Source organism: Olsenella sp. HMSC062G07 (genome assembly GCF_001811895.1).
Lineage (GTDB): Bacteria > Actinomycetota > Coriobacteriia > Coriobacteriales > Atopobiaceae > Olsenella_F > Olsenella_F massiliensis.
Genome location: NZ_KV806951.1, coordinates 1,053,952 through 1,066,396 on the forward strand (window position 1 = coordinate 1,053,952; position 12,445 = coordinate 1,066,396).

At 68.0% G+C, this 12,445-nt stretch carries 12 protein-coding genes; 2 read left to right on the plus strand and 10 right to left on the minus strand.

Translation table 11 applies throughout. The annotated features are described in order from the left end of the window. Window positions 1-80: 80 nt before the first annotated feature. The 3 genes from HMPREF2826_RS07930 to thrS form a co-directional block, all read right to left on the minus strand. Window positions 81-698, minus strand: a complete 618-nt coding sequence (locus tag HMPREF2826_RS07930) for a hypothetical protein (protein ID WP_070640781.1) — start codon at window positions 696-698, stop codon at window positions 81-83. 82 nt (window positions 699-780) lie between these two features. Beyond that, a complete protein-coding gene (locus HMPREF2826_RS07935) occupies window positions 781-1,410 on the minus strand; it encodes a PLP-dependent aminotransferase family protein (protein WP_070640783.1) in 630 nt (209 codons plus the stop codon). Window positions 1,411-1,419: 9 nt separating this feature from the next. After that, a complete protein-coding gene (gene thrS / locus HMPREF2826_RS07940; protein ID WP_070640785.1) occupies window positions 1,420-3,186 on the minus strand; it encodes a threonine--tRNA ligase in 1,767 nt (588 codons plus the stop codon). A gap of 292 nt (window positions 3,187-3,478) precedes the next feature. Between thrS and HMPREF2826_RS07945 the strand changes: the two genes are divergently transcribed. Next, complete coding sequence (locus HMPREF2826_RS07945; protein ID WP_070641283.1) at window positions 3,479-4,456, plus strand: glycosyltransferase; 978 nt, start codon at window positions 3,479-3,481, stop codon at window positions 4,454-4,456. 137 nt (window positions 4,457-4,593) lie between these two features. On the opposite strand, the gene HMPREF2826_RS07950 is transcribed toward HMPREF2826_RS07945, so the two are convergent. The 7 genes from HMPREF2826_RS07950 to HMPREF2826_RS07980 form a co-directional block, all read right to left on the minus strand. Continuing rightward, window positions 4,594-5,025: a double zinc ribbon domain-containing protein gene (locus HMPREF2826_RS07950; RefSeq protein WP_058270267.1), complete on the minus strand. Its 432-nt coding sequence runs from the start codon at window positions 5,023-5,025 to the stop codon at window positions 4,594-4,596. Window positions 5,026-5,119: 94 nt separating this feature from the next. Continuing rightward, window positions 5,120-6,535: a bifunctional folylpolyglutamate synthase/dihydrofolate synthase gene (locus HMPREF2826_RS07955; protein WP_070640787.1), complete on the minus strand. Its 1,416-nt coding sequence runs from the start codon at window positions 6,533-6,535 to the stop codon at window positions 5,120-5,122. 60 nt (window positions 6,536-6,595) lie between these two features. Beyond that, window positions 6,596-7,234: a GTP cyclohydrolase I FolE gene (gene folE / locus HMPREF2826_RS07960; protein WP_083307334.1), complete on the minus strand. Its 639-nt coding sequence runs from the start codon at window positions 7,232-7,234 to the stop codon at window positions 6,596-6,598. Then, entirely contained in the window at window positions 7,231-8,085 is an 855-nt protein-coding gene (locus tag HMPREF2826_RS07965) for a bifunctional 5,10-methylenetetrahydrofolate dehydrogenase/5,10-methenyltetrahydrofolate cyclohydrolase (RefSeq protein ID WP_070640789.1), read from the minus strand. Before HMPREF2826_RS07965 ends, folE begins: the two co-directional genes overlap by 4 nt. Before the next feature lies 1 nt (window position 8,086). Continuing rightward, the gene (locus HMPREF2826_RS07970; RefSeq protein ID WP_246824720.1) at window positions 8,087-8,746 is read right to left on the minus strand and encodes a cyclodeaminase/cyclohydrolase family protein; all 660 of its coding nucleotides are present in this window, start codon (window positions 8,744-8,746) and stop codon (window positions 8,087-8,089) included. A 55-nt stretch (window positions 8,747-8,801) separates the two neighbouring features. Next, the gene (locus HMPREF2826_RS07975) at window positions 8,802-10,475 is read right to left on the minus strand and encodes a formate--tetrahydrofolate ligase (RefSeq protein ID WP_070640791.1); all 1,674 of its coding nucleotides are present in this window, start codon (window positions 10,473-10,475) and stop codon (window positions 8,802-8,804) included. Between the two features lie 170 nt (window positions 10,476-10,645). After that, the gene (locus tag HMPREF2826_RS07980; RefSeq protein ID WP_070640793.1) at window positions 10,646-11,254 is read right to left on the minus strand and encodes a 5-formyltetrahydrofolate cyclo-ligase; all 609 of its coding nucleotides are present in this window, start codon (window positions 11,252-11,254) and stop codon (window positions 10,646-10,648) included. Window positions 11,255-11,704: 450 nt separating this feature from the next. Here HMPREF2826_RS07980 and HMPREF2826_RS07985 point away from each other — a divergent pair. Beyond that, on the plus strand, window positions 11,705-12,445 hold a 741-nt coding region (locus HMPREF2826_RS07985; protein ID WP_070640795.1), incomplete at its 3' end, for an aldose epimerase family protein.

The window sequence follows — 12,445 nt, forward strand, 5'->3', positions numbered from 1 at the left end:
CCGGCGCCCCCTCTGCTGCGTCTCGCCCGTCCCGACGCCGCGATGACGCGCGAGACGTCAGGATGACCACGGCGGTGAGCCTACTCCGTGTCCGAGAAGTCCGCGCCGCCGTAGAGCGTGCTCAGGAAGTCCTCCATGGAGGAGTCGTCCACCTCCCACTCCCCGTCCGTCTTGATGAAGTTGAGGGTCACACTGGTCTTCTTGATGTCCGTAGAGTCGTCCAGAGCCTGATAGGTATAGGTAAAGAACTTCTGCGTGACAGCCTTCTCGCCACCGTCCGAATAGAGCGCGATGATGTCGTCCTGAGTGACCTCCTCCTCGAACTTCTGGGAGGCGACCTCGATGGCGCTGTCAAGGTTGGCGTTCTTGGTGGTGATGTCCACGGTGGCCTTGTTGCCGTTCACCTTGATCTCGCCGATGCTGTAGTCAAAATGCTTGAAGGCATGGCCGAAAAACTCATAGATGTCAACGCCGTAGGAGTCAAGCATCTGCGTGGTCTCGTCGTCCATGTCCTCCATGTAGGGAGCGAGGTTCTCCTTCGTGGGATTCTTGACCGCCTCAAGGATCTGCGTGGCTCTCTCGCGAATGGCCTTCTCGTCGTTCTGCCGGCAGGCACCCAGCGAGAAGCTCACGAGCAGGGCCAGCGTGGCGGCGAGCATGCCGGTGACGACCCGTCGGACAAAATGTGCGTTGGACATGATGAACCTCCCTGCGATGGAATCCGGGTACCTTCAGGATACCCTAAAGGTCCACCACTCGGAGCGTCGCGGATGGCACGAGTCATCTGCCTGAAAGCTGCGCCTCCAGGGCCATGACCTGCTCGTATGGGTCCCGTTCGTCGCAGACGAGCCGGTGCCAGGGGCCTCGAGGGTCGTCTCGCCAGTCGATGAGGGGACCAAATCCGCCCATGAGCGTGCGGGCGGCCGTCTCGAACGAGGGGTCGCCTCGAAGCCCCGGGTAGCGCAGGCACGACACGCCGGGATGACAGGCAAGGTAGTGTGCCACCACCTGGGCCGCGTCCGATGAGGCACGCCAGCGCCCCTCCCTGGCGGCGAGCACGCCCTCTTCGGCCTTGCCGGCAGGACGGGCACGGAGCAGGGGGCCCAGCACGCTCGTCGCGTCGCGGCACGCCCACAGCAGGCTCTCTCCCGTCCCTAGGCCCACCCAGGCAAGAGAGGCCCCCAGCCTCAGGGCCGGGCAGGCGCCCGCGCACAAGGTGAGGTCGCAGGCCAGGAGGACCCCGCGTCGCCGAGCGGCCGTCGCGTGCGCCCTGACGTCCCGGCAGGCGATGGGGACGCCCCCGAGCGGGCTCACCAGCTCAAGGTCAGGGACCGAGGCAAGGGCCGCCCGCAGCTCATCGTCGGCGACGACGAGCGCCTGGGGCCAAGACGTACGCGCGCCGCGAGACACGCCCAGGTCCTAGCCGCGTCTCTCGGCGATCTCGGCGAGGAGGTCGGCAAGAAAGTCGTCGAGGTCGCGCGCGACGGTCTCGCCGGAACGGTCGCGCACCGAGACGTTGCCCGCCTGGACCTCCCTCTCGCCCAGGACGAGCATGTAGGGGACGCGGTCGAGGGAGCGCGCCTCGCGAATCTTGTAGCCGATCTTCTCGTCGCGGTCATCCACCTTGACGCGCACGCCCGCGCCCCGCAGGCGCTCGCCCACCTCGTGGGCGTAGGCGCGGCTCTTTTCCGAGACGGGCAGCACCTTGACCTGGCAGGGGCTGAGCCAGGTGGGGAACTTGCCCTCGTACTGCTCGATGAGCATGCCGCAGAAGCGCTCGAACGACCCGAAGCCGGCACGATGGATCATGATGGGCCGCTGCTTGGAGCCGTCCGAGGCGGTGTACTCGAGCTCGAAGTTCTGGGGCAGCTGGAAGTCGAGCTGGATGGTGCCGCACTGCCAGGTGCGTCCCAGGCAGTCCTGCAGGTGGAAGTCGATCTTGGGGCCGTAGAAGGCACCGTCGCCGGGATTGAGGGTGTAGGCGACGCCCATGGACTCGAGCGCGTCCTTGAGGCCCTGCTCGGCACGCTCCCAGTCCTCGTCGGCGCCCATGGAGTCGTCGGGGCGCGTGGAGAGCTCCACCTTGTAGGGGAAGCCAAACTGCGCGTAGTAGGCCGTGATGAGATGAGCGACGTCCGTGACCTGCTCGGTGATCTGGTCGGGGCGGATGAAGAGATGGGCGTCGTCCTGGGTGAACTCGCGCACGCGGAAGAGGCCGTGGAGCGCCCCCTTGAGCTCATGGCGATGGTCAAGCCCCGCCTCGGCAAGCTTGAGAGGCAGGTCGCGATAGCTGCGCGGGCGGCTCTTGTAGATGAGGCACGCACCGGGGCAGTTCATCGGCTTGACGGCAAAGTCCTCGTCGTCGATGAGTGTGGTGTACATGTTGTCCTTGTAGTGCTCCCAGTGGCCCGAGGTCTCCCACAGCTTGCGCGAGAGGATGATGGGCGTCTGCACCTGCTCGTACCCGTAGGCGTCCTGCATCTGCTGCCAGTACTGCATGAGGGCGTTCTTGACGCGCATGCCGTTGGGAAGCCAGAACGGAAAGCCCGGGCCGGCGTCGCTCATCATGAAGAGCTCCATCTCGCGTCCGATCTTGCGGTGGTCGCGCCTCTCGGCCTCGGCAAGCAGGCGCTCATGCTCGGCAAGCTCCTCCTTGCTGCGGAAGGCCACGCCGTTCACGCGCGTGAGCATCTTGTTGTCCTTGTCGCCCTTCCAGTAGGCGCCCGAGACGCCCGTGAGCTTGAAGGCCTTGAGCCCCTTCGTGTACATGAGGTGGGGGCCGACGCACATGTCGACGTACTCGCCCTGCCGGTAGAAGGTGATGCGGGCGTCGTCGGGCAGGTCGCCGATGTGCTCGACCTTGTACTTCTCGCCGCGCTCGCGCATGTGCTCGACGGCCTGCTCGCGCGGAAGCTCATACGTCTCGAACCTGAGGTTCTCCTTGCAGATCCTGCGCATCTCGGCCTCGATGGCCGGGAGGTCCTCCTCCGAGATCCTCTGACCCTCGGGAAGGTCGATGTCATAGTAGAAGCCGTTGTCGGTGGCGGGGCCAAAGGCAAAGTCCGCCTGCGGATACAGGCGTCGCACGGCCTGGGCAAGGATGTGTGCCGCAGAGTGACGGATGACGTGCAGCTCCTGGTCCGTGGGGACCTCTTCGACATGGCCGTCGTTGAACAGTGCCTTCATGCGCAGCTACCCTCTCCTCAAGAACGCGACGATCCCGTCGCCCGCGCGCCCGCACGCGGGGCCGTCCGCCTCGTTCGGTTCATACCGCAGGTTAGTCTACACCACTGCGCCCGTCCGTAGAGGCGCTTGACACCAGGACCGGCGCGGGTGAGGCTGCGCCTCGCCGCCCGCCTGAGACCACCTCGCCGTTCTTTGCTAGAATCGAAGGTCGATGTCCCTCACGGACGGACGGTCCGCCCGCCGCACCGGCGCCCGTACGACCGACGTCTACGTCGCAAAGGACGGCCCAGCCATGAACCAGACGCTCCAGACGCAGGAGGCCGACGCCCCGTCGCGCGTCGCCGTGCTCATTCCCTGCTACAACGAGGCCCTCACGGTGGGCAAGGTCGTTGACGACTTCAGGCGCGTCCTCCCAAACGCCGACGTCTGGGTGTACGACAACAACTCCTCCGACGACACGGCGTCCATCGCCCGCGCGCACGGCGCCCTCGTGCGCCGCGAGACGCGTCAGGGCAAGGGCAACGTCGTGCGGCAGATGCTTCGTGACATCGACGCAGACTGCTACCTCTTGGTGGATGGCGACGACACCTATCCCGCCGAGGCGGCCTGCCGTCTTATCGAGCCCATCCTCAGCGGCGCGGCGGACCACGTGGTGGGCGACCGTCTCTCGAACGGCACCTACGGCAAGGAGAACGACCGGGCCTTCCACGGCTTTGGCAACGACCTCGTCCGCTGGCTCATCGGCCTTCTGTACCATTTCCAGTTCTCGGACGTGATGACCGGTTATCGGGCCCTCTCCCGCGAGTTCGCCAAGACGCTGCCCGTGCTCTCGCCCGGCTTCGAGATAGAGACCGAGCTCTCCATCCATGCCGTGGACAAGCGCTGGCGCATCGAGCAGGTGCCCATTGCGTATCGCGACCGTCCCGAGGGCTCTACCTCAAAGCTCGACACCTTCTCGGACGGGGCGAAGGTGCTCGGCATGATCGGCAGGCTGTTCAAGGACTACAAGCCGCTGGGCTTCTTCTCGCTCCTGTCGCTGTTGTCCTTGGTGGTCAGCCTCTTCCTGGGCGTGCCCGTCATCGCCGAGTTCCAGCGCACGCACCTTGTCGCGCGCTTTCCCACCGCCATCCTCGCCGTGGCGTTTGCCGGCTTTGCCGCCCTCCTTTTTGCCTGCGGGCTCATCCTGGACACCGAGGTCAAGGCGAGTCGGCGCCAGTGGGAGCTTGAGGTCATGCGCGTCTATGGCGAGAGGGCCCCGCGGCGCGACTAGCGTTTGGGTGGCCGGCGTCCGAGGACGCGCAGCAGGGTGCGGGAGGCGCGCGGCAGGGTGCGCCCGCTTCATGTTTCGTCCCCTCCGCCGTCACGCGAGCTTTCGTCTGACGAGCGGGCGCCTGGCGAGGCGCCGCGTCACTGGATGCGGGTGCGGCAGTACGGGCAGACCTTCCAGTCGGCGTTGAGGGGCCGGTGGCAGGTGGGGCAGACGTTGCGCACCTGCGTGTTGCAGATGGGGCAGACCACGAAGTCGCGATCGATGGGGGCGCCGCACTTGGGGCAGATGCCGTAGTGCGAGAGCTGGTGCTCGCGCAGGGCGATGTCAAGGTCCTGCTCCTCGCGATCGACGAGGTAGGAGCTGGGACGCAGGATGACGTAGGCCAGGAGGCCCACGACGGGGATGACCGAGATGAGCGCCCAGAGCCACCAGGGCTCGGCGCCGCGGCGCTGGGCGTCGCGGATGACGTAGACGATGGCCAGCACATACAGCATGACGACGCAGGCGACGATGAGGTACAGCACCATGCGCACCTCAGGCGTGATGAGCTGATCGATGAGTTCAGACATGAAGCGGGCGCTCCTTTGCACTACGACAGGGCTATGCGAACACTGTCATCCAAAAAGCCAGCTGAGACGACGCGAGGGCGCCGCTTTGGCAATTCTAGCAAAACTCGTTGCGCCGTGCGAAGAGCTCGCCTGCCAGCGTGATGGACCCGCAGGCGACGAACGCCTCCCGACCCATGCGTGCGAGCGCGTCATCGACGCTGGCGAACACGCCGGCGACCGACGCCGACGCCCCCTCAAAGCGCCGTGCGAGCTCGGGGGCGGCCAGGGCGCGCGCGGAGCGGGTCTGCGTGCAATAGACCCGAGGAAACGCGGGGGCGAGCAGGGCCACGATGCCGTCCACGTCCTTGTCGGCGAGCACGGCGCATAAGAGCGCAGGGCGGACGGAAGCCGTGGTCTCAAGCTCGTCCAAGGAGGCGAGGAAGGCCCTGACGGACTGGGGGTTATGACAGGCGTCGACGAGCACGGGAGGCTCGGGCCTCAGCAATGAGAAGCGCCCTGGCGTGGGGCAGGCGACGACGGACTGGTAGAGCCTGTCGGCGTCAAGCGCCCTGTCCAGGAACCGCTCGCACAGCGTGACGGCACAGGCGACGTTTGCCGCCTGATAGCTCGGCTTGAGGCAGGAGAGCTCCTCGTAGCGCCCCCGAGGCGTGGTGACGCTCAGCTCAAGGGGAAAGCCGAGGCGCCGAGGGTGCTTGGTGATGACGTAGCTGGCGTGCGGGAGACCCTCGTGCGCGCGCGGCATCCCCTCGTGCATCTCGCCCGCGGCGTCATCTGGACGCGCGGGACGCAGCAGGACGGGCTCGACCCCCTCCGACGCGCAGCGGGACAAGAAGACGTCCTCGACGCTCGCGGGCGTGGCGGTGCCCACACCCAGCACGCAGCCGCGCCCCCTCCTGATGATGGCGGCCTTCTCGCCGGCGATGGCCTCGAGCGTGTCCCCCAGGATGCGCATGTGATCAAGTCCCACGCCCGTCACGGCGACTGACTCGACGGAGCCCACGGCGCTGGTCGCGTCCCAGCGCCCGCCCATGCCGCACTCGAGCACGACCACGTCCACGCCCGCCTCGGCAAAGATGACGCAGGCGGCCGCCGTAAGGGTGTCAAACTCCGTCACGTCGTAGGGGCGCTCCCCCGCCGCGCGCCTCCGCGCGTTGACGCGTCGTGCGGCCTCGACGGCCGCGGCGATGCCGTGGGCGAACGCCTCCTCGCTCACGGGCGCGCCGTCAATCTCCATGCGCTCGGTGTAGGAGACGAGCTCAGGTGAGGTGTAGAGGGCGACCTTGAGCCCCTCTCCCCTGAGAATCGCCGCCGTGTAGCGCGCGGTGGACGTCTTGCCGTTCGTTCCCGCTATCTGGAGGGACCTGAAGCGGGCGTCGGGACCTCCCAGCTCGGCGAGAAGGTCGACGACGGTCTCGAGCAGAGGCTGGATGCCAAAGCGCAGGGCGCCGTGCAGCGTCGAGAGGGACTCCTCGAAGGAGAGGCGTGGCACGTCAAAGGGTGGCTGATACATGCTCTGCCTTTCTCCCGCCCAGGCGGCGGGGCGCGCGTGAGTCGACGGGACGTGCCCGCGTCAGCGAATCCCCAGGCCGATGAGCTTGAGGGCCTCGTCGCGCGTCTTGAGGTTGCGCCGGAAGATGCCCCGAACGGCCGAGGTCACGGTCACGGAACCCGCGCTCTTGACGCCGCGTATGCTCATGCAGGTGTGCTCGGCCTGGATGACCACGAGCACGCCCAAGGGGTCGAGCTCGCGCACCAGGGCGTCGGCCACCTGGCCCGTGAGGCGCTCCTGGAGCTGAGGCCTGCGGGCAAAGCCGCTCACGCAGCGGGCGACCTTGGAGAGGCCCGTGATGCGGCCGTCCCGCGGAATGTAGCAGACGTGGGCGTGACCCACGAAGGGCAGCAGGTGATGCTCGCACATGGAGGCGAAGGGGATGTCCTTGACGACGACCATCTCCTCGTTGCCAGGCTCATAAAACTGCTTGCGCAGATGGGAGGCGGGATCCTCGGCAAGCCCGCCGAAGATCTCCTCGCAGGCCCGCGCCACCCGGTCGGGCGTGCCCGCGAGGCCCTCGCGGTCGGGGTCCTCGCCGATGCCTATGAGCAGCTCTCGCACGGCCGCCTCGATGCGGGGCCTGTCGACGCCGCGGCCGGGGGCGCCCCCGCCTCCCGCCAGGGCGCCATCACCCGTCGCCTTCGCCTCCGAGCTCATACGACCGTCCTCTCTGCCGCCTCCACCACGTGTTTGGCAAGCATTGCCGTCGTCAGGGAGCCGACGCCCCCCGGCACGGGCGTGAGGGCCCTCACCAGGGGGGCCACCGCCTCGGCGTTGACGTCGCCCACGAGCCTCCCCCGTTCGACGTCCCAATTGATGCCCACGTCGACGACGACCTGGGTCTTTTTGGCGCACGACGCCCCAAAGGTGCCGGGATGCCCTGCGGCCACGACGACGACGTCCGCCCCCGCACAGGAGGCCGCGAGGTCGCGCGTCCGCGTGTGGCACATGGTGACGGTGGCGTCAGCCGCCTGCAACAGGAGCGAGACGGGCCTCCCGATCACGAGCGAACGTCCGATGACCGTCACGCAGGCCCCCGAGAGCTCCACGCCATGATGCTCGAGGAGGGCGAGGACCGCCTCGGCCGTGCAGGGGGCAAAGCCCACGCGCCGGTGAGAGAAGACGCCGTAGAGCGAGGCGGACGTGATGCCGTCAACGTCCTTCTCGGGTGCGAGGCGCTCGCAGGCCTCCTCCTCGTCGAGCTGTGCCGGCAGGGGACGAAACAGCAGGCAGCCATGGACCGAGGCGTCGGCGTTCACGCCATCGATGGCCTCGAGCAGGTCCTTTTGCGAGCAGTCTGCCGAAAGGCCGACGCGCTCCACCGCGATGCCCAGGGCCCCGCAGCGCTTGAGGGCGCCGCGCTCGTAGGCAAGGTCGTCCGCGCGCTCCCCCACCCGCACGATGGCGAGTCGGGGGGTCACGCCCGCCTCCTTAAGTGCGAGGACGCGCCCGGAAAGCCGCTCGCAGAGAGCGGACGCGGCAGGGGCCCCCCTCAAAAGCTCGGCCATGCTAGCCCCTTTCCCTCAGCCGCGAGAAGACGAGACGGGAGACGGACTGCGCCCGCGGCGCCCACGTGCCGAGGAGCTCGTCGCACTCCCTCTCGACCTCTGTTGCCCGCGCGCGGTCGCGCAGGGCCCGCGTGTTGACGAGGACGTTGAGCGCCGCCGACTCCAGGGCGGCGCGGGCGAGGATCGCCCCGCAGCCCACGTCGGACACGAGGAGGACGGAGCCCTTCTCGGCGAGCTCCTCCAGAAGGGGGATGACCGCCGCAGCCGCCCTCATCATCTCCAGGGGGCACAAAAGTGCGCCCTGGACGGCCCTGTCGAGGACGGCGTCACGGCTCGGGTCCTCCTTGGGGATGCCATAGGCGGCGGACAGCGGCTCGAAGGCGGCCGCGTCCTCGTCCACGAGAAGGACGAGCCTCTCGCGCAGCCGTTCGGCGTCGAGAAGGACGCGACGGACGTCGTCCTCGTGCTCCCGGTAGCGACGCTTCCCGACCGTGTAGTTTGCGACCATGGCCGCAAGCGCCGCGGAGAGGGCGCCCGCATAGGCCGCCGCCCCCCCGCCGCCGGGAACCGGGACCTTGGCGGCAAGCGCCCTGGAAAACCCATCTATCGTTCGTGTCGTCAGCGGCTCGCGCTCAGGTGACGAGCCTCTCTCTGTGCTCACGTCCGTGTCTCTCCTCACGAGGTTGAAGGTGCGCGGGCCACCTGCTCTTGGGACCCTAGAACAGCCCCACGATGCGGCCATCCTCGGTCACGTCTATGCCCTCGGCCGCAGGGACCTTAGGAAGGCCCGGCATGGTCATGATGTCGCCCGTGAGGGCGACGATGAAGCCCGCCCCCGCGGACACCCTGAGGTTGCGCACCGTGATGGTGAAGCCCTCGGGGGCGCCGAGCTTGGCGGGGTCGTCCGAGAAGGAGTACTGGGTCTTCGCGACGCAGACGGGCAGGTCGCCAAAGCCCTGGGCCTCGAGCTGGGAAAGCTGCCTTCGGGCGGCGGGGGCGAGCTCGACGCCGTCGGCGTGATAGACCTTCGTGGCGATGGCCGTGAGCTTGTCGAGGACGCTCTCGCCCAGCTCGTACGCAAAGCGCAGCTCGGAAGGCTCGTCGCAGAGCCTGACGACCTCCCGGGCAAGCGCCTCGCCGCCCTCTCCCCCCTTGGCCCATACCTCCGAGAGCGCCACCCTGACGCCGAGCTCCCCGCAGCGGCGCTCGACGAGGGCAAGCTCGGCCGCGGTGTCCGTCGGGAAGGCGTTGAGGGCCACGACGCAGGGAAGCCCGTAGACGTCGCGGATGTTAAAGACGTGCCTCAGGAGGTTGGGAAGGCCCGCCTTGAGGGCGGTGAGGTTCTCCGTCCCTAGATCCGCCTTGGTGACGCCCCCGTTGTACTTGAGGGCGCGGACCGTGGCGACGACGACCACGGCGGAGGGGGCGAGCCCGGTGGCGCGGCACTTGATGTCAAGGAACTTCTCGGCACCGAGGTCCGCGCCGAAGCCCGCCTCCGTGACGACGTAGTCGGCGAGCCTCATGGCCGTCGTCGTGGCGATGACCGAGTTGCAGCCGTGGGCGATGTTGGCAAAGGGCCCCCCGTGCACGAAGGCGGGATTGCCCTCGAGCGTCTGGACGAGGTTGGGCTTGATCGCGTCCTTGAGGAGCGCCGCCATGGCGCCCTCCGCCTTGATGTCGTGAACCGTGACGGGAGCACGGTCAAAGGTGTAGGCGACGACCATCCTGCCCAGGCGGCGCCTGAGATCCATGAGGTCACAGGCCAGGCAGAACGCGGCCATGACCTCGGAGGCGACGGTGATGTCAAAGCCGTCCTCGCGCGGCATGCCGTTGGCGACCCCGCCCAGCCCGTCGACGACGTTCCTCAGCTGGCGGTCGTTCATGTCGACGCAGCGACGCCACACGATGCGCCTTGGGTCGATACCCAAAGCGTTTCCCTGCTTGATGTGGTTGTCGAGAAGCGCGGCGCAGAGGTTGTTGGCGGCTCCGATGGCATGAAAGTCGCCCGTGAAGTGCAGGTTGATGTCCTCCATGGGAACGACCTGGGCATGGCCTCCCCCGGCGGCGCCCCCCTTCACGCCGAAGACAGGCCCGAGCGAGGGCTCCCTCAGGGCGAGCAGGGTCTGCTTGCCCAGACGGTTCAGGGCGTCGGCGAGGCCGATGGACGTCGTCGTCTTGCCCTCGCCGGCTGGCGTGGGGTTGACGGCCGTGACCAGGACGAGCCTGCCCTTCTGGGGACGGTCCGCCAGGGCATGGATGTCCACCTTGGCCTTCGTGCGCCCGTAGGGCTCGAGGAGGTCCTCAGAGAGCCCCGCCTTGGCGGCGACCTCCGCAATGGGAAGGAGCCTCGCATCCTGGGCGATCTCGATGTCCGACTTGAATTCCGCCATCACTGCTCATCCTTTCGCCTAGCCCCCGTCGGGACGTCTCCCGCAGGCGCGATGGACCTCTCATGCGCTCCCCACCATTGTGCACGCCCTGGCGCCCGATGTGCCCTACGTTTTACAACGCCGCCGATTCATGGCGCGCGCCCACGACGCCGGCGGGGTGGGGGCGACGGTCAGGGGGCGCCCATGAGCCCCGACTCCGTGGCGACGAGCTCAACGGGGCGGTCATGCGGCCCGACGACGCCGAGCGCCCGCAAATCCTCGCTCAGCTGGGCATCTCGGCACAGCCCCAGAGACCGGCCGCCGAACGCGTCGAGGAAGCGGTCGTAGTAGCCGCCGCCGTAGCCCAGGCGATAGCCCCTCGCGTCAAAGGTGAGCCCCGGAACGATGGCGACGGCGTCGGCATGAGAGGCGCCTGAGGGCGCAAGCTCCCGCGCCGTCGCAGGGTCGGGCTCCTCCACGCCCAGGGGGCCTCTCACGAGCCCGTCAAAGGAGTCCACGACAAACCAGCGCAGGTCCCTCGTGCCGGGCACGCACCAGGGAAGGGCGACCAACTTTCCACAGGACCACGAACGGGCGATGATGCCGCGGGTGCTCACCTCCGCGCCGACGGAGAGATAGGTCATGACCACCCGCGCCCGCCGCCATGCCCCCGACGAGCAGACCGTGTCGCAGACCCCCTCGTCAGCGAGCACGCGGACGTCCGGCGCAAACGAGGCGCGCGCGGCGCCGAGCGCGCGCCTGAGATTTGCCTTGCGCGTCCTCATGACCTCGTCGTCCATGGCGGGCTAACTCCCTTCGAGCATCACAACGCGGCGGCTGGCCGTCAACGTGGCGCTTCCTGCTCGCGTTGGCCGCCCTCTGGCGCAAGAGCTCGCGCCGCGCGTGCCAACGACCCTCTTTCGCAGACGGCCACGCGCGTCATCAATCGTAGCGCACGGCGCGGCGAATTCTTGGGGCAAGCGTGATGTGATCGCCCTTGGCTTGGAACACGAGAGGCGTCTCTCATGTTGAGGGGGCCCTCGACGGCACGCGCACGCAAGTCATCGGCAAGGCCTTGACAAGACAGACCGCGCGACCGGATGGGCCCGCATGCGCAAGCGAGGGGCGCGGGGCCAGCTAACCGCCACGACAACCAAGGCTTTAAGCCCATATGCGCGGGCGAGGGGCGCGGCCTTGATATAATCGATGCCGTCAGGATGACGCGCGCGGAGGTCAGAGGAGCTCTCATCATGCAAAGCGAAGTCTTTGGGACCACCCCTTCCGGCGAGCAGGTGCGATGCTGGTGCCTGAGCACCGACCGCGCCCGGGCGTGGGTCCTGGACTTTGGCGCCACCCTCCAGGGCATCGAGGTGCCCGACGCGGGGGGCTCCTATGCCGACGTCCTTTTGGGCTATGACACGCTCGAGGGCTACCTTGACGACCCCTCCTGCTTTGGGGCCACCATAGGTCCCGTGGCCAACCGCACCGACCGCGCGGAGGTCCCCCTGGGCGGCACGGTCTGGCACCTGAGCGCCAACGACGGGCCTGACGGGCGCAACAACCTCCACTCTGACCTTGACCATGGCCTGCACAAGCGCGTCTGGTCCGTCGTCTCCCAGGAGGGGTCGAGCGGCCTCACCCTCGCCTGCGAGCTTTCAGACGGAGAGCTGGGGCTACCGGGCAACCGCCGCTTCGAGGCGGCGTTCTCTCTGGCGGACGAGGGTGACGCGACCACGCTTGCCGTGCGCTACCTGTGCGAGACGGACGCTCCCACCTACGTGAACATGACGAATCACGCCTACTTCAACCTCGCGGGGCACGGCTCGGGAGACGTCCTCGGGCAGCTCGTCCGCATTGAGGCCGACGAGTACCTCCCCATGCGCGAGGACTCCGTCTCGGCGGGAGAAGTGCTCCCCGTCGCGGGGACGCCCTTTGACTTTCGCGAGGGTCGTCGCCTCGGCGCGCGCATCCACGAGGACGACGAGCAGCTC